This window comes from Delftia sp. S65, from assembly GCF_016516495.1.
GTDB lineage: Bacteria > Pseudomonadota > Gammaproteobacteria > Burkholderiales > Burkholderiaceae_C > Comamonas > Comamonas acidovorans.
In genome coordinates this window covers 136855-159535 of record NZ_JACVUR010000006.1, presented here as the reverse complement: position 1 = coordinate 159535, position 22681 = coordinate 136855, and the positions used below count along the sequence as shown (strand labels likewise).

Annotated in this window: 20 protein-coding genes; 9 read left to right on the top strand and 11 right to left on the bottom strand. The window is 68.0% G+C overall.

Annotated elements, in window-relative coordinates; all coding sequences use genetic code 11:
- Positions 1-28: 28 nt before the first annotated feature.
- From IAE24_RS08225 to IAE24_RS08205, 5 genes are all read left to right on the top strand, one after another.
- The gene (locus tag IAE24_RS08225) at positions 29-802 is read left to right on the top strand and encodes an SURF1 family protein (protein ID WP_012203609.1); all 774 of its coding nucleotides are present in this window, start codon (positions 29-31) and stop codon (positions 800-802) included.
- Positions 789-1478: an SCO family protein gene (locus tag IAE24_RS08220; protein WP_043783264.1), complete on the top strand. Its 690-nt coding sequence runs from the start codon at positions 789-791 to the stop codon at positions 1476-1478. The genes IAE24_RS08225 and IAE24_RS08220 overlap by 14 nt, the downstream gene beginning before the upstream one ends.
- Before the next feature lie 178 nt (positions 1479-1656).
- Positions 1657-2271: an SCO family protein gene (locus IAE24_RS08215; RefSeq protein ID WP_199960169.1), complete on the top strand. Its 615-nt coding sequence runs from the start codon at positions 1657-1659 to the stop codon at positions 2269-2271.
- Between the two features lie 161 nt (positions 2272-2432).
- A complete protein-coding gene (locus IAE24_RS08210; protein WP_199960168.1) occupies positions 2433-4010 on the top strand; it encodes a methyl-accepting chemotaxis protein in 1578 nt (525 codons plus the stop codon).
- A gap of 17 nt (positions 4011-4027) precedes the next feature.
- Positions 4028-5758 (top strand): putative bifunctional diguanylate cyclase/phosphodiesterase, encoded by a 1731-nt coding sequence (locus IAE24_RS08205; protein WP_442778727.1) that lies wholly within the window; start codon positions 4028-4030, stop codon positions 5756-5758.
- Positions 5759-5774: 16 nt separating this feature from the next.
- On the opposite strand, the gene IAE24_RS08200 is transcribed toward IAE24_RS08205, so the two are convergent.
- From IAE24_RS08200 to IAE24_RS08155, 10 genes are all read right to left on the bottom strand, one after another.
- Positions 5775-6083, bottom strand: coding sequence for an addiction module antidote protein (locus tag IAE24_RS08200; protein WP_063327131.1), 309 nt, complete (start codon positions 6081-6083; stop codon positions 5775-5777).
- Positions 6080-6376 (bottom strand): type II toxin-antitoxin system RelE/ParE family toxin, encoded by a 297-nt coding sequence (locus tag IAE24_RS08195; protein WP_199960166.1) that lies wholly within the window; start codon positions 6374-6376, stop codon positions 6080-6082. The genes IAE24_RS08200 and IAE24_RS08195 overlap by 4 nt, the downstream gene beginning before the upstream one ends.
- Before the next feature lie 47 nt (positions 6377-6423).
- Positions 6424-7107, bottom strand: a complete 684-nt coding sequence (locus IAE24_RS08190) for a Crp/Fnr family transcriptional regulator (protein WP_071954480.1) — start codon at positions 7105-7107, stop codon at positions 6424-6426.
- Positions 7108-7342: 235 nt separating this feature from the next.
- On the bottom strand, positions 7343-8329 hold the full coding sequence (locus IAE24_RS08185; RefSeq protein ID WP_099752396.1) for a DUF6999 family protein: 987 nt from the start codon (positions 8327-8329) through the stop codon (positions 7343-7345).
- Entirely contained in the window at positions 8329-10293 is a 1965-nt protein-coding gene (locus IAE24_RS08180) for a 3-oxoacyl-[acyl-carrier-protein] synthase III C-terminal domain-containing protein (protein WP_199960165.1), read from the bottom strand. The genes IAE24_RS08185 and IAE24_RS08180 overlap by 1 nt, the downstream gene beginning before the upstream one ends.
- A 15-nt stretch (positions 10294-10308) precedes the next feature.
- Positions 10309-11253, bottom strand: coding sequence for a fatty acid desaturase (locus tag IAE24_RS08175; protein ID WP_199960164.1), 945 nt, complete (start codon positions 11251-11253; stop codon positions 10309-10311).
- Entirely contained in the window at positions 11250-11996 is a 747-nt protein-coding gene (locus tag IAE24_RS08170; RefSeq protein ID WP_012203620.1) for a sterol desaturase family protein, read from the bottom strand. Before IAE24_RS08170 ends, IAE24_RS08175 begins: the two co-directional genes overlap by 4 nt.
- Positions 11997-12015: 19 nt before the next feature.
- Entirely contained in the window at positions 12016-13008 is a 993-nt protein-coding gene (locus IAE24_RS08165) for a Bug family tripartite tricarboxylate transporter substrate binding protein (RefSeq protein ID WP_034390683.1), read from the bottom strand.
- Positions 13009-13105: 97 nt separating this feature from the next.
- Entirely contained in the window at positions 13106-14050 is a 945-nt protein-coding gene (rpoH, locus tag IAE24_RS08160) for an RNA polymerase sigma factor RpoH (RefSeq protein WP_199960163.1), read from the bottom strand.
- A gap of 186 nt (positions 14051-14236) precedes the next feature.
- Complete coding sequence (locus tag IAE24_RS08155) at positions 14237-15025, bottom strand: IclR family transcriptional regulator (protein ID WP_063327124.1); 789 nt, start codon at positions 15023-15025, stop codon at positions 14237-14239.
- 276 nt (positions 15026-15301) lie between these two features.
- Here IAE24_RS08155 and IAE24_RS08150 point away from each other — a divergent pair, with 276 nt between their 5' ends.
- From IAE24_RS08150 to IAE24_RS08135, 4 genes are all read left to right on the top strand, one after another.
- Positions 15302-16279: a tripartite tricarboxylate transporter substrate binding protein gene (locus IAE24_RS08150; RefSeq protein ID WP_198818881.1), complete on the top strand. Its 978-nt coding sequence runs from the start codon at positions 15302-15304 to the stop codon at positions 16277-16279.
- A 33-nt stretch (positions 16280-16312) separates the two neighbouring features.
- Positions 16313-17104, top strand: a complete 792-nt coding sequence (locus tag IAE24_RS08145; protein WP_043824655.1) for an enoyl-CoA hydratase/isomerase family protein — start codon at positions 16313-16315, stop codon at positions 17102-17104.
- 4 nt (positions 17105-17108) lie between these two features.
- Complete coding sequence (locus IAE24_RS08140) at positions 17109-19211, top strand: acetate--CoA ligase family protein (RefSeq protein ID WP_199960162.1); 2103 nt, start codon at positions 17109-17111, stop codon at positions 19209-19211.
- Between the two features lie 72 nt (positions 19212-19283).
- Positions 19284-20621: an MmgE/PrpD family protein gene (locus tag IAE24_RS08135; protein ID WP_199960161.1), complete on the top strand. Its 1338-nt coding sequence runs from the start codon at positions 19284-19286 to the stop codon at positions 20619-20621.
- Between the two features lie 35 nt (positions 20622-20656).
- Here the strand turns inward: IAE24_RS08135 and acs are convergent, their stop codons facing one another.
- A complete protein-coding gene (acs, locus tag IAE24_RS08130) occupies positions 20657-22627 on the bottom strand; it encodes an acetate--CoA ligase (protein ID WP_199960160.1) in 1971 nt (656 codons plus the stop codon).
- Positions 22628-22681 lie beyond the last annotated feature (54 nt).

Sequence of the window (22681 nt, the reverse complement as noted above, 5' to 3'; positions counted from 1 at the left end):
GGTGGATTATCCGGTGCGTGTTTCCAGAATGCCAGACCGCTGGCGGTTTGTACTGATCACCTTGGCCGCGCTGATCGGCGTGGCCATCACACTGTCCCTGGGCCGCTGGCAACTGCAGCGCGCGGCCTACAAGCAGCAATTGTTCGATGCCGTGCAGCGCCAGCAGGGCCTGCCGCCGTTGGACAACGCGCAGCTGGCGCCCATGCAGCCCGGTGCTGCCCTGAACACCGAGGCGGCGCCCTGGCTGCACCGGCCCGTGCGACTGCAGGGCCACTGGATTGCCGGGCAGTCACTGTACCTGGACAACCGCCAGATGCAGGGCCAGCCGGGCTTCTTTGTGCTGACGCCGCTGCGGCTGGCCGCGCCGCATGAGGATGTGGTGATTGCCGTGCAGCGCGGCTGGGTGCCGCGCAACTTTCTGGACCGCACGGCCTTGCCCGAGGTGCAGACGCCCGAAGGCCTGGTGACTGTTGAGGGGCGCATGGAGGCCGCGCCGTCCCGGCTCTACGAATTCGGCCGTGCAGGGGCAGACCCTGATGGGCAAAAGTCGCGCATCCGACAGAATGTGGACATTGCCGAATGGGCCGTGGCCTCCGGGCTGCCGCTGCGCGAATGGAGCCTGCTGCAGACCGGCGAAGCCAGCGAAGGCCTGCGGCGCGACTGGCCCGTTGTGACGGCCGGTGTCGAGAAACACCATGGCTATGCGTTCCAATGGTTTGGACTTGCGGCCCTGATCACGCTTTTGTATGTCTGGTTCCAAATCGTCCGACGCTTTGTCCGCCCGCGCCATGCCCGCTCCTGAGACTCCCCTGGAGATGACCGTCCATGGCCTGCCACCCTTGCAGCCGGCCCTTGCCGGCGCGCAGCGCACGCGCAGCGGCCGCTGGAAGATGCTGGCCGTGTTCGCGGTCTGCGCCGCGCCCGTGGTGGCCTCCTATTTCACCTACTACGTGCTGCGGCCTGGCCAGCAGCGCAGCTTTGGCGAACTGATCGCGGCCCAGCCGGCCCTGCCTTCGGCCACGGCCACCACGCTGGACGGCGCGCCGCTGCCGCTGCAGTCGCTCAAGGGCCAGTGGCTGCTTCTCAGCGTGGCGGGCGGTGCCTGCGGCAGCGCCTGCGAAAGCCATCTCTATCTGCAGCGCCAGCTGCGCGAAACCCTGGGCCGCGAAAAGGACCGGCTGGACCGGGTCTGGCTCATCTCCGACGACGCACCCGTGCCCGCGCACCTGCGCCCCGCGCTGGCCCAGGCCACGGTGCTGCGCGTGCCCGAGGCCGTGCTGCGCGGCTGGCTGCAGCCGGCGCCCGGCCATGCGCTGCAGGACCACCTGTACGTGGTGGACCCGCAGGGCCACTGGATGATGCGCATGCCCGCAGGCCTGGGCATGGCCGATGCCGGCAAGGCCAAGCGCGACCTGGACCGGCTGCTGCGTGCATCGGCTTCCTGGGACACGGCAGGGCGCCCGGGCGATGGCGAGTAAGGCTGGTCAGTAGGCCCTGGCAGGCCCCGCGGCGCCGGGGTCTTGCGGTTATGGGTTATGGTTTGCGGCTGTGCGAAAGCGCCTTCAGCGGACGCTTTCGCCTTTTCCCTTTCCAGCCCGGGCCGGCGCGCAGCCTTTGCGGCCACGCAGCCTGAGGCAACTACCTTGTTGAGGAAGCATGAACAAACGGACAGCGCTGCGCGTTCTGGGCTTGACCGCCATGGCATGGGGCGCCCTGGCGCTGAGCGGATGCTCGCGCGAGGCAAAGACCAGTTTCCAGGGTGTCGATGTCACGGGCGCAGAGTACGCCAAGGACATTCCCCTGCGCGATGTGGACGGCAAGCAGCGCAGCATCAAGGACTATGCGGGCAAGGTCGTCGTGGTCTTCTTCGGCTACACGCAATGCCCCGATGTCTGCCCCACCACCCTGCAGGAGCTGGTCGAGGTCAAGCAGCAACTGGGCGCCGATGGCGACAGGCTGCAGGGCGTCTTCGTCACCCTGGACCCCGACCGCGACACGCCCGAGGTGCTCAAGGCCTACCTGGGCAATTTCGACCCCGGCTTCGTCGGCCTGCACGGCACGCCGGACGAGACGGCGGCCGTGGCCAAGGACTTCAAGCTCTTCTACAAGAAAGTGCCCGGCAAGACCGAAGGCACCTACACGCTGGACCATTCGGCCGGCAGCTATGTCTATGACACGGCCGGCCGCCTGCGCGTGTATGAGCGATACGGCGGCGGCCCGCAGGTGCTGGGCGCCGACGTCAAGGCCCTGTTGCAGGAAAAGCGTTCCTGATCCTGCGCGCGCCGCAGCCAATGTGACCCCCGTCACATTGACTGCGTTTAGGTGCGCTGCAGCACACCATCCCTGATGTGCATCGCCTCAGGACTGCTTAGAGTGGGCCCCGCCTGGGGGTGTCATGCCGACGCCCCGCCCATCTCCGAGAGACCTGATCCATGCGGCGAAACGTGTACGTCACCCAGCGTGAGTACCCTCTGAGCGAAGGAGAGACGCTTCTTTCCGTCACCGACCTGAAGGGGCGCATCGTCTATGCCAACGATGCCTTCATCCGCGTCAGCGGCTTCGAGGCCGCCGAGCTCTACGGCAAGGCCCACAGCATCGTGCGCCATCCCGACATGCCGGCTGCCGCCTTTGCCGACATGTGGTCCACCATCCAGCGCGGGCTGCCCTGGAGCGCCCTGGTCAAGAACCGGCGCAAGAACGGCGACCACTACTGGGTGCGCGCCAACGCCAGTCCCATACGCCATGCGGGCGCCGTGGTCGGCTACCTGTCCGTGCGCACCCGGCCCGAGCCGCGCGAGGTGCAGCAGCATGCGGCGCTCTATGAACAGATCAATGCCGGCGTGCGCTCACTTGGCCTGCACCGGGGCTTTCCCGTGGGGCGCGGCGCCGTGGGCGCACTGCAGCGGTGGTGGCGCTTTCGGCCACTGGCCTGGCGCGTGCAGGCCGTGGTGGCCGGCCTGTGGCTGCTGGGGTCGGCCGGACTGTGGTCACCCGCGCTGCAGGCATCGGCCGTGCCGCTGGCCCAGGTCTGGCCGGCCTGGCTGATCTGGAGCCTGGCCTGCGCGGCGTCCGGGCAGTGGCTGCGCCGCCGGCTGCTCATGCCCCTGGCGGCGCTGCGCGGCCAGGCCCAGGCCGTGGCCAGCGGGCAGCAGACCGATGCACGGTTCCTGCAGCGCACGGACGAGATCGGAGCCATCGGCAGTGCCGTGCGGCAGACCGGACTCAACCTGGTCTCCCTGGTCGGCGACATCCAGGGCAAGAGCGACCAGGTGCGCCGCTGCGCGCTGGCCGTGCAGCAGGGCAGCACCGAACTGAGCGACCGCACCGAAGCCGCGGCCGCAAGCCTGGAGCAGTCGGCCCAGGCCATGCAGGCCCTGGCCAGCGCCATCGAGCGCAGCAGCGCCCAGGCCGGCGAGGCCGCCGCCCGCGCGCGGCACGGCGTGGACATGGCAGGGCAGAGCAGCCGCATGGTCGTGCAACTGGACCAGGGCATGCGCGGCGTGGCCCAGACCAGCGACCAGGTGGGGCAGATCAGCTCGCTCATCGACGGCATCGCCTTCCAGACCAACCTGCTGGCGCTCAACGCCGCCGTGGAGGCCGCACGCGCGGGGGAACACGGCAAGGGCTTTGCCGTGGTGGCCGACGAGGTGCGCGGCCTGTCCCAGCGCAGCGCCCACGCCGCGCGCCAGATCAAGGCGTTGATCGAGGCATCGCAGCAGCAGGTGGCGCAAAGCTGTGCCATGGCGCGTGAAGTGGGCGAGGCCATGCTGGCCGTGCAGGCCGATATGCGCGAGCAACTGGTGCTGGCCGAAGGCATGCAGGCCGCCAGCCAGGCCCAGGCCGGCGGCGTGCAGCAGGTGCAGGCCGCCGTGCAGCAGCTCGAACAGATGACCCAACACAATGCCGCCCTGGCGCGCGACACCATCGGGCACGCACAGCTGCTGGCCGGACAGGCGCAGGCGCTGGAGGCGGCGGCATCGGTCTTTCACGGCAGCGGGGCGTCCGCATGATGGCGGCGGGCTGGAGCATGGTTGCCGGCGATCCCGCCGCACCGGGCGAGGCGCTGGACGAAGACCTCAAGCGCGTGGCCATGGAGGCCGCGCCCGACGGTATCTTGCTTGTGGACCGCAGCGGCCGCATCCTTCTGGCCAATCCCGCCATGCAGGCCATGAGCGGCTATGGCGCCGCTGAATTGCTGGGCCACTCGCTGCACATGCTGCTGCCGGCCGAGGCGCAGGCGGCCCACGGGCCGCAACTGCAGTCCTACTTCGCCCAGCCCGCGCGCCGGCCCATGGGCCAGGGGCGCGATCTGTGGCTGCTGCGCAAGGACGGCAAGCGCCTGTCGGTGGACATCGCCCTGGGCCACTCGCCGCACGGCAGTGGCGTGGCCGTGGCCTTTGTGCGCGACCTGTCGCAGCTGCGCCAGATGGAAGCCTGCATGCACTACCACGCCACCCACGACACGCTGACGGGCCTGCTCAACCGCTGGCAGTTCGGGCTGCAGGTGGAACAGGCGATCTCGCAGGCGCAGTCTGAATCGGGCGCCGGCCCCGCGTCCTTTGCGCTGCTGCTGCTCGACCTCGACAACTTCAAGGCCATCAACGACGGTTACGGCCACGACGTGGGCGACCAGGTCCTCAAGGAGGTGGCGCGCCGCCTGCAGGTCGCGCTGGGCGGCTCGGCCACGCTGGCGCGCATGGGGGGTGACGAGTTCACCGCCCTGCTGCAGCCCTGCAACGAGCCCGATCTGCGCCAGCGCATCGACGCGCTGCTGCACGAGCTGTGCCGGCCCTGCACCATAGGCCACTACGCGCTGAACTTCGGTGCCAGCGTGGGCGCAGCCTTCTATCCGCAGGACGCGGGCGATGCGGCCACCCTCATGCGCTATGCCGACATGGCCATGTACGACGCCAAGCAGCGCAGCCGCTCCTCCTATGCGCGCTATGCCAGCGCCATGGGCGAGGCCATGGCCGAGAAAGTGCTGCTGCACGAACGCCTCAAGCGTGCCCTGGACCGGGGTCTGCTGAGCCTGCACTTCCAGCCCCAGGTGCAGGTGCTGGGCGGCCAGGTCCAGGGCGTGGAAGCCCTGCTGCGCTGGAACGACGAGCAGATGGGCTGGGTCTCGCCCGAACGCTTCGTGCCCGTGGCCGAATCCACGGGGCTGATCCTGGCGCTGGGGGAATGGGTGATCGATGCTGCCTGCCGGCAGGCCGGCGACTGGCTGCGCGCAGGCATGCCGCTGCGCGTGGCGGTCAACCTCTCGGCCCAGCAACTGCGCCAGGCCGACCTGCAGCAGCGCCTCATGGCCAGCCTGGCCCGGCATGGCGTGCCGCCGCACCTGCTGGAGCTGGAGGTCACCGAGTCCGCCGCCATGACCGACCCGCTGCAGGCGCGCGAGCTGCTGGGCAGCCTGCTGGCGGCCGGCGTCTGCGTGGTGCTGGACGACTTCGGCACCGGCTACTCCTCGCTGGCCCACCTGCGCGATCTGCCCGTCTCGCGCGTGAAGATAGACCGCACCTTCATCGGCCCCATGCTCGACAGCCCGGCCGACGCCAAGATCGTCAAGGCCGTGATCGCGCTGGCCCGCACCCTGGGCCTGCAGGTGGTCGCCGAAGGCGTGGAAACGGCCGAGCAACTGCGCCTGCTGCGCATCCTGGACTGCGACGCCTACCAGGGCTGGCTCTTCGCCCGCGCCATGCCGGCAGAGCAGATTCCGCCTCTGTTGCAAAGGCCTGCAGAGGCGGTGTTGGTACAGTAAGCGGGTGATCCGAGTGTCAGGCTGCTGGCTGCTGCGATGCGGCAGGAGCGATGGTGAGCCTGAAGCCCATGGCCTGAATCACCTTGAACAGCGTCTCGGAACTGGGCGCCCGTTCGCCAGACAGGCTTTTGTAGAGGCTTTCCCGAGAAAGTCCGGTGTCGCGAGCGAGCTGAGTCATGCCGCGCGCGCGTGCGATGTCGCCCAGCGCCGCAGCCAGTTCGGCCGGATCGTTGTCTTCCAGCGCCTGGCGCAGGTACTCCACGATTTCCTCTTCGGTGCCGAGGTAGTTGGCCATGTCGAATGGCCGCATCTTGATGTTGCTCATAGCTTGATCTCCCTGGCCATCGCCCTGGCCGCAGCAATGTCCTGTGCCTGGCTGGACTTGTCTCCGCCGCCAAGCATCACGATCAGAACATGATCGCGTTGGATGTAGTACATGCGCCAACCTGGCCCGAAAAACTCGCGCATCTCCCATAGGCCCTCGCCAACGGATTTCACGTCTCCCAGGTTTCCGCGCATGGCTTTGCCCAGGCGACGACGCAGGCGGATACGAGTTGGCATGTCACGAATGCTGTCTACCCAATCAGCAAACGTCTCGGTTTCGATGACGCTGTACATGGTTGGATTGTAGCCAGTTGGCTACAAAAGAAGCCTGGTATGGGTGTTCAGCCTCCCATCCCCTGGTACTCCAAATCCTTCACCCCACCCCCACTGATCCTCAACAACACCGCAGGCTGCAGCACGCAGTGCCATCGATCCGGCCGCTCCAGCGCGCCGAGCTGCACCAGGCGCACAAGGCTGCGCGCAATGGTCTCGCGCGTGGTGGCCAGCAGGGCGGCCAGTGCGCCCTGGCTGGGCAGGCGCACGAGCAGGCTTGACTGCAGCACGGCCAGTTGCATCAGGGTGGCGGCCAGCTGGCGCAGCACGCCGGGGATGCGGACGATGTGGGCCCATTCCGCCAGCAGGGCGTTGTTGCAGGTGTAGCTGGTGGCCAGCGCGCGCACGAAGGCGGCATCGACCAGGCCGCGGCGCGTGATGGTGGCGATGTCCACGCAGCAGATGCGCCCCGGGCCCAGTGCCTCGAAGTGCATGGCCGAGGGCTGCTGCAGCCAGCCCGGGCTGCCCAGCGCGTGGCCGTTGCCGAACAGGGCCACGGGCCGCTGCACGCCGTCGCCGCCACGGCGGATGGCCAGGACGAAGCCGATCTTGATCACCTGGAATTCATGGGCGACGCTGCCCTGCGCCTGGAGCTTCTGGCCCTTGGCCAGGCCGCGTTCGCGGATGTGCGGCAGCCATTGCTGGAATGCGGGCTCGGGCAATTGGCCCAGCAGGCAATGGGACGAACGCATGCATTCGCTGCAGCGAACCGCTGAAGGCGTGGAGGACGACGATGGCATGGGGCACGCAGGCTAGGATGCGCCGCAGCCTGGGCGGGCAGACAGCCACCCAGGGCACCGGCAGTGGACCCGGGCGGCGCGCCCCGGGAGAAGCCGTGCAGGCTAGCGGGCTATGCCGTTGAATGCAACGCGATGTAACGCGTTTCGCGCGTGATGGCGGCCATCTGCCGCTGTTTCTTGACCTGGGTCAGACGGCGGCGGTGCTGTCGGCGTTGTTGGCGCTGCCGCTGCTGTCACTGCTGCCACTGCCGTCACTTCCGTGGGCGCGGGCCGCCTCGCGCATGCGTGCCAGCTCGCGGGCAGGCAGCGGGATGTCGCCGCTGGCGACCTTCATCAGCAGGCAGTGCAGCATTTCGGTAGACAGGCCGTGCAGCACCAGGCGGTGGCCGGCGCGCAGGGTGGACAGGGGCACCAGCGGGTGCTTGTTGTTGAGCATGACCAGGTGCTCGGGCGAGGCGAGGATCTTGGCCGCATAGATGGCCACGGTCTCGTCCAGCTGCAGCGAGTTGCTGGCGCGCCAGAAGTCGTTGTCGGTCAGCAGCAGCTGGTAGACGGGCGTGTAGACCTCGATGGCGCTTTGCAAGTCCAGCAGGTTCAGGCGCCCGCGCGGCATGTCCTCAAGGCGCAGGGGCGGGTTGCGCAGCATGGCGAAGTCGGGCTCGGCCACGGGCTGCAGTTCCTGGCCTGCGGCGCGCAGCGCGTTGTTCAGGCGGATGACGAAGTTGAACAGGTTCAGGTCGTGCCTGAGGAACAGGTCGTCCTTGATGTCGTCGATGCTGCCTGGCTCCAGCGGTGTGGTGGACACGGGCGTGGGCGCGTTGGCCGCGACAAAGGCCAGGATCTGCGAGCCCAGGTGGAAATGGCGCAGGATGAGCCAGTTGGCCTCGGGCGAGACGAAGCGGTTCATGCTGAAGGCCAGCAGCCGGTGCAGCAGCCTGGAGTGCGCCCAGTTGCGCGGCAGCAGCACCTTGAGGATCTGGATGAGCACGATGCTGGTGCGTGCCAGCGGCCGCAGGAAGGGCAGCAGGTACTGGCGCGAGCCGCTGCTGCAGTCACGCAGCCAGGCGGCCTTGACGTCGTCGGGCAGCGGCGTGCTCTGGTCCAGGTACAGCGCGCGCCAGGGGCTGGGGTCGCGCTCGTCGTGGGGCGGTTCGATGAAGTCTGGTGGTTGCATCAGTGCTCCTCGGGCAGGACATGCTCGAACTGCATCAGGTACAGCGCCGCCGTGTGGCGCGCGGTGCGCACGATGGCCTGCGCCGCCGTGCCCCCGCTGCCGTCTGTGCCGTCCAGCGCCATCACCATCTGCACGGCCATGAGCCAGCGCTCCAGGTGGTGTTCGTCGTTGGCGCCGTGGTATTCCAGGAAGCGGAAGGCATCGGGCGGCAGCGGCAGGCTGGCGCGCAGCAGCGGCAGCAGGCTGGGCACGATGCGCTGGCCCGTGCCTTCGATGATGTAGATGGCGCCCAGCAGGCCGATCGGATTGGGCGTGGCGGCCAGGCCGTGCAGGTAGGCGTTGAGCGCCTCGCCGCCGGGGTTGCGGCGCAGGCGGGTGAGGTCGGTCTCGGTGCCGCCGGCCTTGAGGTAGTCCTCGTGCAGGATGCGGAAGTCGTTCTGCTCCTCGCCCGCATGCACGTCGATCAGCGCGGCCAGCGCCGCGTGCTCGCCGGTCAGCGAGGCAGCGCCCTCGCGCATCCACAGGCTGCCCTCGCGCACCTGGGGAACCCAGTGGCTCATCCAGCGCACGTAGTCGGCGGTCTGCAGCCTGCCTGTGCGTATGCGCTGCAGCAGCGGCGTGCGCCACACGCGCGAGCGGTAGTCCTGCCAGAGGCTGGCCAGTTCGGTCAGCAGCGGCGCCAGCGTGGCCGGGGCCTGGTTCGGGTCGTGGGGCGGGGCGATGGTGGAGACATCGGGCAGCAGGTCCGGGGCAGCGGGAGCTTCGGCGGTGGCACTGCGTGCTGTGGCCTTGGCCGTGGCCGTGGCCGGGGTGGCGGTGGGAGCCTGGGCCGCATCCTCCACTTCCAGCAGCATGTAGCCGGCCGTGAAGCGGCCCGATTCGGGAATGAAGCACAGCACGGTATCGCCGTGCTTCAGGCGTGCCGATTGCGTGCGCAGGAACTCGGACAGCATCACGAAGATGGAGGCCGCGCCCGTGTTGCCACGCCAGGCCAGGTTGCTCCACCAGCGCTCGCGCGGGATGCCGAGCTGGGCCTTGCCCAGCAGCTCATCGACCACGGGGATGAAGCGCTCGGACGAGTAGTGGCACAGGAAATGGTCGATGCCGCGCCCGGGCACCCAGCCCGTGTGCGCCAGGTGGGCGTATTCGTGGATGCAGACATCGAACAGGTGCGGCAGCAGGCGGATGTCCTGGCGCAGCGACAGCGCGCCTGCGGCCTCGGCATCGCCCCAGGCGGCAAAGTCCAGGTGGCTGGTGGCGCGGTCGGGCGTCAGGCCCAGCTGCATGCAGACCGGGTAGTCGCCCGCAAAGCTGCGCAGGTGCGTCCAGCGCAGCTTCAGGCGCAGGCCGGGCGCCTGGGGCAGGGCCTGCGGGCCGCCCAGCAGCACGGCGCCTGCGCCATCGGACAGCATCCAGCGCAGGAAGTGGGCGTCGAAGTCCGTGTTGTATCCCTGGGCCGCGAAGCGCGAGCGCTTGAACAGGCGCGAGGGCATTTCGCTGGCCACGGCCAGGGCCAGCGAGTCGGGCGCACGGTCCACGGCCTGGGCCGCTGCCTGCAGCGCGCCCACGCTGGCGGCGCAGACGCCGTGCACGGACAGGGTCTCCATGGGCGGCGCGGCCATCTCGCCCTGGATCATGTTGGCAAAGCCGGGCATGAGCGCATCGCCGCCCGACGAGCCGCTGGCCAGGAAGCCGACATCGCCCAGCGCACGCCCGGCCTGCGCCAGGCAGTCATGGATGGCCTGGGCGGCCATGGCCGTGTTGCTGTGGACGGTGCGGCCTTCGGAGTCTATGGCGTAGTGGCGCTGGACAATGCCGTTCTCGGCCAGGATGCGGCGCTTGAGGCGCTCGGACAGGCGGTTGAGCGGCGCCACGTAGGCATCCATGCCTGCGTTGTCCACGGGTTCACCGGGCAGGAACATGCCTGCGGCATGCAGATAGACGTTGGAATAGGCGACGGGCATGGGTTCAGGGTCGTATCAGTCGTATGTTCCGGGAGGCATTTGCGCACGCGTGCGCGCCGGCGGCCAGACCGTGCCGAGCACGAAGACGCGGGCCATGTAGGGTAGCAGTCCGCCTTCGTTGAGCGCAGGGGCCACGCGCTGGCGGTAGTGTTCGCTGTGCAGGCGCGTGAGCTCGGACCAGTGGGCCTGGGGCCGCTCGTGGTGGGCCGTGTGCAGGCCGATGTTGAACAGCAGCGGATTGACCCAGCCCTCGAAATTGCGCGCGTAGTTCAGTGGCGTGGCGCTGTCCATCCGCTGGCCGCGCGTCAGCGGCCGGCCATCGGCATGGGCGTGCTGCAGGTAGTTGGTGGCCAGCAGCCAGTGCAGGCCATGCAGCTGGGGAACGATCACCAGCAGCAAGGCCTTTTGCCAATCCAGCGACAGCAGCAGTGCCCAGCTGCCCAGCCACAGCAGGTACTGGCCCATGCAGTAGCGAAAGGCGCCGGGCCAATGCCGCCGCAACTGGCCCAGCCAGCGCAGGAACAGCGGGTACAGCACCCAGCCGGCCTGCAGCGGGTGGAGCAGGTAGCCCAGCAGATGGTTGTGGTCGCCACCGAAGCGGTAGGTGCGTGCCATGTCGCGCGGGCCGTGGCGGAAGCGGTGGTGGTTGGCCACATGGGCGGGCCAGAACACAAAGGTCGGGTGGCCCTGCAGCAGGGTCAGCCAGTAGTCGGTGATGCGGTTGGCCCAGCGCCCGCGCCACATGCGCAAATGCGTGTGGTTGTGGTGGATGACGCCCACGCCCAGCGTGAGGAACAGCTCGATCCCGTAGAGCCACAGGTTCCAGCCGTGCTGCCACTGCCACCACACGATCAGCGGCAGCGCCACCAGATAGGCCAGCGACTGCAGGTCGCGCCAGTGGCGCAGCCGGGGCAGCCGGGGCAGCCGTGGCTGGACGTGGCGAGCAGGTGGTCGGCTCATTCCGTCCTGGGCCGGGCCGTGGCGGGCAGGGCCACGCGCGTGCGCATCAGCCGGTCCATGAAGGCCAGCGCAAAGCCGTAGTTGCCATTGGGCCGGGCATGGTGCAGATGGTGGCGCCGGCTGGCGGCCAGCGCATGCGTGTCGGACACCCCGGGAAAGAAGTCGTAGTTGGAGTGGCCTATGACGTTCAGCAGCAGGCTGAGTACCGGCACCGAGGCCAGCGACCAGAAGCTGAAGTCATGCACCACCATGGGCAGCAGGATGACGTTGCCCAGCATCAGCGCCTCGATGGGGTGAAAGCTGTAGGTGGACCACGGCGTGGTGACGATGGAGCGGTGGTGGTCTCCATGAAAGCGCCCCAGCAGCCGCGTATGCAGCAGGCGGTGGTTGATCCAGAAATGCACATCGTTCCAGATCAGCAGCACCACGATTTCGATGGCAATGCGCCAGGGGCCTGCATCGGGCTCCAGCCGCGCCCACCCCAATTGCAGAAGGCCCCAGGGCACGATCATGCCGATGCCGAAGATCAGCACCGAATGCAGCGACTGGCGCCATTCGCGGCGCAACTGGTCGGGCTTGAGCGGGCGCGTGTCCAGCACGCGGCCCACGCCGCGCCGCTGCAGCCAGCGCGTGAGCGCCGTCATGCCCCAGCCGCCGGCCGTGTACAGCACGCCGAAGAAGAGCAGGCCCCAGGCCATGACCTGCCAGGCGTTGAGTTCGGTGAAGGCTTGGGCAGCGGTCATGGCAGTGTGATCGAGCACGTCATTGCGCGTGGATTCCCTGTTCGCGGATGATGCGGCCCAGTGCCGTCACGTCCTGGCGTATGCGCAGGGCCAGGCCCTCGGGCGAGCTGCCGACAGCCTGCCAGCCCTGGGCGGCCAGGCGTGCACGCATCTCGGGCGAGCGCACGATCTCGCTGACCGCTTCGGCCAGCTTCTGCACATGGGCGGCGGGCATGGCCTTGGGCGCGGCCACGGCGTTCCAGATCTCCAGATCGAAATCCCCCACGCCCAGCTCCTTGAGGCTGGGCAGTCCCGGCGCCAGCGGGCTGCGCGCGGCCGAGGTCACGGCCACGCCGCGCAGCTTGCCGGCCTGCACCTGGGCCATGGCCAGCGCGGGCGGCAGCATGGACAGCTGCAGGTCGCCGCCCTGGATGGCGTTGAACACCTGCGGATAGCCGGGGTAGGGAATGTGTTCGGGCCTGAGCGCGGAGCGGCTCTTGAGCAGCTCCATGCCCAGGTGGCCCACCGTGCCCACGCCGGGCGAGCCGTAGCTCCAGCGGCTGCCGGCCTGGGCAGCGGCCTCCAGGAAGGCCCGGCCCTCGGGCGCGCCGGCCGGCGCCACCAGCACCAGGGGCGCCACGCCGATCAGGCTGACGGGCTGCAGGTCCTTGACAGGGTCGTAGCGCACGGCGGGGTTGAGCAGGCGGGCAATCGTCAGGTTGCCGTTGATCATCACGCTGAAGGTATGGCCGTCGCGCGCACGGGCCACCTGCTCGCCTGCGATGTTGCCGCCTGCGCCCACCTTGTTCTCGACGATGACGGGCTGGCCCAGGCGCTTTTCCAGCGGCTCGGCCAGTGCGCGCGCCGTGAGGTCCGGGGAAGATCCTGCGGGAAAGCCGACGATCAGGTGCAGCGGCTTGCTGGGCCAGTTGTCGCCCGCCACGGCAGCGCAAGGCAGCAGGGCCGAAGCCAGGGCGGTGGCCAAGGCATTGGCGAAGAGGCGGCGTAGTGGCGAGATGGCGCTGGCGGGCATGGGGTGCGTGGGGGCCGCAAAGGCTGCGGGCAATAAAAAACCCGGAGATTATCCGGGTTTGTCGTGAAGCGGCCTGTCAGCCCAGGCCGTCAGGCCATCAGGCGAACTCGGCCAGGGCCTTCTTCATCTTCTTCATGGCAGCCACCTCGATCTGGCGGATGCGCTCGGCGCTGACACCGTAGACGGCGGCCAGCTCATGCAGCGTCATGCCGCCCGAGCCGTCGTCGTTGACCTTGAGCCAGCGCTCCTCGACGATGCGGCGGCTGCGGTCGTCCAGCGATTCCAGCGCCATGGCAATGCCGTCGGTGGCCAGGTGGTCACGCTGGCGCGACTCGATCATGGCCGTGGGTTCGTGTGCGCCATCGGCCAGGTAGGCGATGGGGCCGAAGGCCTGCTCGCCATCGTCGCTGGGCGAGGGGTCCAGCAGCACGTCGCCACCGGCCAGGCGCGTTTCCATCTCCATGACTTCTTCGCGCTTGACGTTGAGCTTCTCTGCCACGGCGTCGATCTCGCCCGAGGTCAGCGTGTCACGCAGCATGGCGCCGTCCTCGGCCATGGCGGCGTCGGACTTCAGGCCCTGCTTCATGGAACGCAGGTTGAAGAACAGCTTGCGCTGGGCCTTGGTCGTGGCGACCTTGACCATGCGCCAGTTCTTGAGGATGTACTCGTGGATCTCGGCCTTGATCCAGTGCATGGCGTAGCTCACCAAGCGCACGTTCTGATCGGGGTCGAAGCGCTTGACGGCCTTCATCAGGCCCACGTTGCCTTCCTGGATCAGGTCGCCGTGCGGCAGGCCGTAGCCCAGGTACTGGCGCGAGATGGACACCACCAGACGCAGGTGGGACATCACCAGACGCCCTGCGGCGTCCAGATCGCTGTGTTCTTTGAGCTTGCGGGCGTAGTCCTGCTCTTCCTCAAGGGTGAGCATGGGCAGGCGGTTGACCGCGGAAATGTAGGCATCCAGATTGCCCAGAGGCGGCACCAGGGCCCAGGGGTTAGCGGGTGCCAAGGTGGTCGCAATGGAGCCGGAGGCGTTTGTCATTGCAGAGTTCCTTTCTTCCATTCCTTCATATTAGCACTCGTTATGACCGAGTGCTAAAGCCAAAGTTCCGTGGGTTTTTCAGACGGTTGCACTCATTTTTGGAGTGCCAAAAGTCGTTTGTGCCTAGTCTGAGCGATTTTTGGAAACCCTGCTTGCCAGCGGTGGGCGCATATTGCTGGGAGAGCATTACAGTTTTTCCAGCAGGCTTTCAATCTGCCGGCCCAGTTGCAGCAAGGCCGGGTGCAGCTCCTGCACGATGGCCGGCAAAGGCTCCGTGGTGGAGACGCTGCAGTTCAGGACATAGATGGCATCGGGTGTCACCAGCGGCGTGGCCAGCGCAACCACTTCCGGCTGCCACGATGCGGCGCAGAAGCCTTGGCTTTTCACGGACTTGATCGCCGCCTGGATCTGCTGCTCCAGCGCAGGCCATTGGGCGCCCCTCTTGAGCCTGAAGCTGTCGAGCAAGGCCTTGCGCCTGGCCGATGGCGCCGCCGCCAGGTAGGCACGCCCCAGTGATGTCAGTTCCATGGGAACGCGCTGGCCCGAGACCACATGCCTGAGCACGATCCGGCGGTTGTAGCGGATGGATTCCAGGTAGACCATCTCGTCCCTGTCGGGACATGCCAGGCCCACGTTGATCCTGCGTGTCTCGGCGAGTGTGCGCATCAGGGGCGCCGCAATCGACAGCACCGTCGAGCCCGTGCGCATGGCGTGCGCCAGGCTCAGGACCGCCGGGGCCAGGCGAAAGGCCCGGCTTGGTTGGTCGGCCTGCAGCATGCCGCAGCCCACCAGGGTCTGCGTCAGCCGGGTGACCGTGGCCTTGGACAGGCCGGTGCGTTCCGCCAGGTCGCTGTTGCCCAGCAGCTCCGAGCCGGGCCTGAACGCACGGAGTATTTCGACGCCTCTTTCCAGGGAGCGGTTGCTCGGGGACTGTCCCGGCTTGTCATGGAGGATGGGGGATCGCCTGTTCGTCATGCTGCTGCCGCTGGTGGGAGAACGCGCTTGCCCCGGTGTCGAAAGCTGTGTTCTTCCTGCCCGGGTACGGGCGCCTGATGGAAGCCAAGTATTCCACCGAATGCAAGGGAAATGCAGCCGCAGGCTCTGGCGCGCCCGCTTTGGAATTTCACTGGTTGGAATATGGGGGGTCACAAGCGCGGTGCGTTTCCCTAAGCTTTCACAAGCCAGTCGCCAGCGTCATCGCAACGCTGGCGCAGTGACCGGACCTCTGTCCATAGAACCAGGAGACACACCATGCCCAGTTTCGCCGCCCGCCGTTGTGCAAGGGCCATTGCGTTCATTGCCGTGCTCGCGACTGTCTGCAGCGCAGCATCTGCAGCCTTCCCGGAAAAGCCCGTGCGCCTCGTCGTGCCCTTTGCGCCAGGCGGTGGAACGGACCTGATCGCCCGCACGCTGGGGGCCGAGATGGCCAAGGACCTGGGCCAGCCCGTCATCGTGGACAACAAGCCCGGTGCCGGCACGATCATCGGCACCGACAACGTTGCCAAGAGTGCGCCGGACGGATATTCCTTGGTCGTGGCTTCGTTCGCGCACGCCGTCAATCCGGCGTTGCAGGCCAAGCTGCCGTACGGGAGCAACAAGGCCTTTGCTCCGGTGATCCTGATCGGCCGCGGCCCCAACGTGCTGGTGGTGCCCGCCGCCAGCCCGTACAAGACGGTGGCGGACGTGATGGCCGCCGCCAAGGCCAGTCCCGACAAGCTGACCTATGCCTCGCAGGGCGCCGGGACTTCGGCGCATCTGGCGGGTGAGCTGTTCGCCAATCTTGCCAAGGTCCGGCTCACCCATGTGCCCTACCGCGGCGCAGGCCCGGCGCTCACCGATCTCATGGGCGGGCAGGTGGACATGATGTTTGCCACGGCGGCGGCGGTATCCACCTTCATCGACAACGGCAAGCTGCGTGTGCTGGGGGTCACCACGGCCGAGCCGTCTGCGGCATTCAAGAACGTGCCACCCATCGCCGTCACCGTCCCGGGCTACCGCGTCGAGAGCTGGTACGGCCTGTACGCGCCGGCAGCCACACCTGCCGCCGTGATCGATCGCCTGAACGCCGCGGCCCGCAAGGCGGCCCGCTCGCCGGACTTCGTTCGCAAGCTGGAGCACGAGGGCCTGATGGTCAATGCCGGACCTGCGGCGGAACTGGACACCTATGTGCAGGCCGAGGAAAAGCGCTGGGCGCAGATCGTCAAGCAAAACAACATCCATCCCGATTGATCGCACTGGCTGCGATCGTTTTCAAAGCACGCCATGAACTACGAACTGATCCAACTGAATGTCGCCGATGCGGTGGCAACCGTGACCCTGAACCGCCCCGACAAGCGCAACGCCATGAGTGACGACATGCGCACCGAGTTCATCGATGCCCTGGAGCGCGTGGCGGCAGACAAGGCCATCAAGGCCCTGGTGCTGACGGGCGCGGGCAAGGGATTCTGCGCAGGCGGTGACATCGCCGGAATGCAAAGGCGCATGAATGCTCCCGCGGGCGAGGTGGGCTTCAACGGCTGGCAGCGTCAGCAGCGCGTGCACCATGTCCAGGCCCTGCTGCACACCATGCCCAAGCCCGTGATCGCTGCCGTCAACGGCGCGGCCTCGGGCCTGGGGGCAGACACGGCGCTGGCCTGCGACTTCGTGATCGCCAGCGAATGGGCCAGCTTCGCGTGGAGCTATGTGCTGCGCGGCATCATCCCGGACGGCGGCGGCATGTACTTCCTGCCGCGCCGCGTGGGCCTGGCCAAGGCCAAGGAGCTGATATTCACGGGCCGCCAGGTCAAGCTGCCGGAAGCCCTGGCGCTGGGCATCGTGGACCGCCAGGCCAGTGCCGAGACCTTGGTGGCAGACGCCCAGGCCTGGGCACGCGAGCTGTCCTCGGCTTCTTCCACCGCGCTGGCATTGACCAAGACCATCCTGAACCAGAGCTTCGAGCTGTCTTCGCACGATGTCTTCGCCCAGGGCAGCCAGGCCCAGGGCATCTGCTACACCAGCAGTGAACACCGCGCATCGGTGGAGGCCTTCCTGGCCAAGACGGCCGGCAAGGAGTGATGCCATGAGCGAAGCCATTGCCAAGCTGCTTTCGCCGCGCAGCGTCGCCGTCATAGGCGCCTCTGCCGACCTGAAAAAGACCACGGGCCGCCCGGTGGCCTACCTGCAAAAGCACGGGTTTGCCGGCCGCATTCTTCCCGTCAATCCGCGCGTGGAACGCATCGGCGATCTGGCCTGCTATCCCGATGTGGCCTCGTTGCCTGAAGTGCCTGATGTGGCCGTGGTGCTGCTGGGCGCCGAGCGTGCGCACCAGGCCGTCAGGGAGCTGTCGGCGCTGGGCTGTGCGGCAGCCATCGTGCTGGCCAGCGGCTATACGGAAACGGGCGAGGACGGGGCGCACCGCCAGCGGCAGCTGATCGAGGCGGCCGGCAGCATGCGCCTGCTGGGGCCCAACACCATCGGGCTGGTCAACCTGACCGACCGGATCGTGCTGTCGCCCTCGGGCGCGCTGGAGATGGACGAGTTCCCCGTCGGAGGCATCGGCGTCGTCTCGCAAAGCGGCGGCATCCTGGGTTCGCTGCTGTCGCGCGCCGCCGCGCGTGGCATCGGCCTGTCCAAGCTCATCTCCACCAGCAACGAAGTGGATCTGGAACTGGCCGACTTCATAGACCATCTGGCCGATGACCCGGCCACCAAGGTGATCGCGCTGTATGTGGAGACGGTGCGCCATCCCGCCAGGTTCCGTGCAGCCTGCCTGAAGGCCGCGCGTGCCGGCAAGCCCGTGGTGGCCTTCAAGATCGGCCGCTCCGAGGCCGGCGCCAAGGCCGCCGTATCGCACACGGGCGCCATGGCCGGTGCGGATCGCATGTACGACGCGCTGTTCCGGCAGGTCGGCGTGATTCGTGCGCAAAGCTTTTCCGACCTGCTGGACGTGCCCGCTGCGCTGGCCACGGGCCGCAGGCTGCGCGGCAAGCGCATCGCCATCCTGACGTCCACCGGCGGTGCGGGCACCCTGGTGTCGGACGATCTGGGCGTGGCCGGATTCGACACGCCGGCCCCTGACCAGGCGACCGCCGATGCACTGCGCGCGCTGCAGACCGGCAGCGAGGCCGTGCTGGACCGCAACCCCATCGACGTGACCCTGGCGGGCCTGCGTCCCGACCTGCTGCGCGGCGCCATCAATGCCTTGCTGGCAAGCCCCAGCTACGACGCGCTGGTGATCATCGTCGGCTCCTCCAGCCTGGCCATGCCCGAGCTGCTGGCCGGTGCCATCCAGGACTGCCTGCCCCACTCCGACAAGCCGGTGCTGGCCTACGTCAGCCCGCATGCGCCGGAAATCGGCGCGCTGCTCACGCAACGCGGCGTGCCGGCCTTCGCTGCGGCGGAAAGCTGCACGGCCGCACTGGCGGGCATGCTGCGCGTCAACGGCTTCCAGGGTGCGCCTTCCGAGCTGGTCGTCGGCAAGGACACCCTGCAGGAACTGGACCTGCCCGTCGGCTGCCTCGATGAAGCGCAGGCCAAGGCCGTTTTCCGCCGTTTCGGCGTGCCGTGCGCGGCCGAGCGTGTGGTGCGCACCGCCGAAGAGGCCGAAGCCGCCGCGCGCGAACTGGGCGGCCGGGTGGTGCTCAAGATCCTTTCGTCCCGGATCACGCACAAGAGCGATGTGGGCGGTGTCGCCGTCGGCCTGACGGCGGAAACCATAGGTGCCCGGTGGGGCGTGATGGTGGCCGACGTGCAGGCCAGGGCGGGCGTGCGCCCGGACCGGTTCCTGGTGCAGCAGATGGTGGCCGGTGGCACCGAGCTGATTCTTGGCCTGCACAAGGATGCGCTGGGCACTGCCGTGATGCTGGGCATGGGAGGCGTGACGGCCGAGCTGTTCCAGGACACCACGCTGCGGTTGCTGCCGGACGACGGCTCTCAGCTGGGTGTGCTGAGCCTGTCTGACGCCCTGGAGATGGCCAGGGAGCTCAAGACCTGGCCGCTGCTGGACGGCTTTCGCGGCCGGCCCAGGGCCGATGTCGATGCGCTGGCCCATGCCATCGTCGCGTTCTCTGCGATGGCCGCCCGGCTTGGCGACCGCGTGATCGAAGCGGAGATCAACCCGGTGTTCGTGCTGCCGCAGGGCCAGGGCGTGTGCGCTGCCGATGGTGTGCTGGTTCTGGCCTGAGGGCGCCAGGTACTGCACATTTCTTCCAAAAAAAAGACGGCCTCATTGAGGGCCAATCCAAGGAGACCACGAATGCATGCGACCGAAGTGTTCGGGCAGTTTGCCGCTCAATACGACCGTACCGAGCTTCCCGAAGCCGTCATCCACCATGCCAAGCGTGCCGTGATCGACTGGTATGCCGCTTTGTTCCCGGGGCTGGGCGCGGCCCCTCTTGCACAGTTGGAGCAGGTGCTTGCCGAGGACCTGGACCGCGGGTCCTGCCGGCTTGGAAACGGCCGCATGGCCACGGCGCGGGCGGCGGCACTGTTCAACGGTTCGGCGGCCCATGCCGCCGAGGTGGACGACAGCTTCCGCGATGCCATGTACCACCCCGGGGCCGCAACCATTGCGGCGGCGCTGGCGGCAAGCCAGCAGGCAGGGGCCAGTGGCCTGGACTTCCTGCGTGCCGTGGTGCTGGGCTATGAGGTTTCCACCCGCATCGGCGTGACCCTGGGCCGGGCCCACTACCGCTTCTGGCACAACACCGGCACCGTGGGCGTCTTCGGGGCAGCGGCAGCCGCAGGGTATGCGCTGCGGCTGGATGCAGGGCAATTTGCCCATGCACTGGCCACGGCGGCCACCTTCTCTGCCGGGTTGCAGCAGGCATTTCGCATGGATTCGATGTCCAAGCCCCTGCATGCCGGGCGCGCAGCGGAGGCCGGCCTGCTGGCCGCGCAGCTTGCGCACCAGGGGGTGACGGGATCGCTGGACGTGCTGGATGGAGAACTGGGCCTGGGCCGCGCAGTCAGCGATGGACCCGACTGGTCAGACATCGGTGCGACGTTGGGCAGCGACTTTCACATCACCCGGCTCACCTTCAAGAACCACGTCGGCTGCGGCCATACGTTCGCCGCCATCGACGCCGCGCTGGCCTTGCGCAGCCAGCATGCCCTGCGGGCGGACGACATCTGCAGCGTGGCCGTGGCCACCTATGGCCCGGCCCTGGATATCGCCTGCTACACCGATCCTGCGACGGAAAACGAAGCCCGCTTCAGTCTTCGTTTCGTGGTGGCCACGGCCCTGGTCCATGGCAGCGTGCGGCTTTCGGCGTACACCCCGGAGCGCCTGGCCGATCCCGCCGTTCGCGCAATGCTTGGGCGCGTCCAGGTTGCGGTGGACCCGCAAATCGACCGGGCCTTCCCTGGCAAGAGATCGGCACGCGTGGAGATCGTCACCAGGGATGGCCGCTGCCATGGCTGGTTCCAGCCGGACCGCAAGGGCGATCCCGAGCTGCCGTTGTCGGATGGGGAGCTGGAGGACAAGTTCATCGAGCTTGCCGCGCCCGTCGCTGGCGAGGGACGTGCCCGGCAACTGCTTTCCAACATCTGGGAGCTTGAACGGGCGGGCTGCCTTGCAGGCCTCGCGGCCTGACAGGGCTGCATCGCTTGTGGATTGCAGCCTGGCCTTCAGCAGGCCTGTGACAGCTGCTCCAGGATCGCCGGGTTATCCAGGGTGGAGGTGTCCTGCACGATGGGCTCGCCGCGTGCAATGCTGCGCAGCAATCGCCGCATGATCTTGCCGCTGCGGGTCTTGGGCAGGTTGTCGCCGAACCGGATGTCCCTGGGCTTGGCGATCGGCCCGATCTCCTTGGCCACCCACTCCCGCAGCAGCCTGGCGATGTCGGCCGCCTCGGCGCCGCTGGGCCGCGAACGCTTGAGGACGACGAAGGCGCATATGGCCTCTCCCGTCGTGTCATCGGGCCGCCCCACGACGGCGGCCTCCGCCACCAGGTCGGTCATGGCCACCAGGGCGGACTCGATCTCCATCGTGCCCATGCGGTGGCCGCTGACGTTGAGCACATCGTCGATGCGGCCGGTGATGGTGAAGTAGCCGGTGCGCGCATCGCGAACCGCGCCGTCTCCCGCCAGGTAGTAGCGGCCCTTGAACTCTTCGGGAAAGTAGCTGGCGACAAACCGCTCGGGATGGCCCCAGATGTTCCTGATCATGGAGGGCCAGGGGCGCTTGATCACCAGGATGCCGCTGTCGCCCCAGGGCAGCTCGTTGCCGGCCTCGTCCACCACGGCGGCGGCAATGCCCGGGAAGGCCAGCGTGCAGGAGCCGGGCACGAGGTCCGTGGCTCCGGGCAGCGGCGTGATCATGTGCCCGCCCGTCTCCGTCTGCCAGAACGTATCGACGATGGGGCAGCGGCCCCCGCCCACCTGCTCGTGGTACCAGTGCCAGGCGGCGGGATTGATCGGCTCGCCCACGGACCCCAGGATGCGCAGGCTGCCCAGGTCGTAGCGCGCGGGGTGCACCTGCGCATCGGCGTCGGCAGCCTTGATCAGCGAGCGAATGGCCGTGGGCGCCGTGTAGAAGACCGTCACCCCGTGGGCCTCGATCATTTTCCAGAAGCGTCCCGCGTCCGGGTAGGTGGGCACGCCCTCGAACACCACCTGCGTGGCGCCCAGCGCCAGCGGGCCGTAGGCGATATAGGTATGGCCGGTCACCCATCCGATGTCCGCCGTACACCAGAAGACATCACAGGGCTGCAGGTCGAAGGTCCAGGCGCAGGTCACGGCGGCATGCAGCAGATAGCCTCCCGTGGCGTGCTGGACGCCCTTGGGGGTTCCGGTGGAGCCCGAGGTGTAGAGCAGGAACAGCGGATGCTCGGCCTGCACCCATTCCGGTTCGCAGACATCGCTCTGGGCTGCGGTGATTTCTTCAAGCCACAGGTCCCGGGGCGGGTGCATGGCGATGGCGCCACCCGTGCGCCGTGCCACCAGCACGTGGCGGACCTGCTCGCAGCCGGGCTGGGCCAGGGCCTCGTCCACGATGCTCTTGAGGGGCAATTGCCGTCCTCCCCGCACTTGCTGGTCTGCCGTGATGACGGCGCAGGCCCCCGTGTCCGCGATGCGGTCGCGCAGCGCCGTGGCGGAGAAGCCGCCGAACACCACGCAGTGAATGGCGCCTATGCGTGCACAGGCCTGCATGGCGGCCACGCCGTCAATCGACATGGCCATGTAGATGACGACGCGGTCGCCCTTGCCGACGCCCAGGCTGCGCAGGGCGTTGGCCAGGCGATTGACCCTGGCGAGAAGCTGCGCATAGGTCACCTGCGTCACCGCGCCGTCATCGGCTTCGAAGATGAGGGCCGTGCGCTCGCCCAGCCCCCGCTGGATGTTGCGCTCCAGGCAGTTCCAGCTGGCGTTGAGCGTGCCGTCATTGAACCATTCGTAGAACGGGGCGCGACTTTCATCGAGCACGCGCGTGAACGGGCGCTTCCACGCGACGAACTCGCGTGCGAGCCGGCCCCAGAACGCCTGGGGATCGGCGTCCGCCTCCGCGACGAGCCGGTCATAGGCGGCGCGCCCGCTCACGCGCGCATTGCGGGCCAGCTCTGCAGATGGGGGATAGGACGGTGCAAGGTCTTGGCTCATGGTGGTTGTCTCCTGGGTCTAGAAATCAAGGGGGTCACGAAGCCGGCGCAAAGG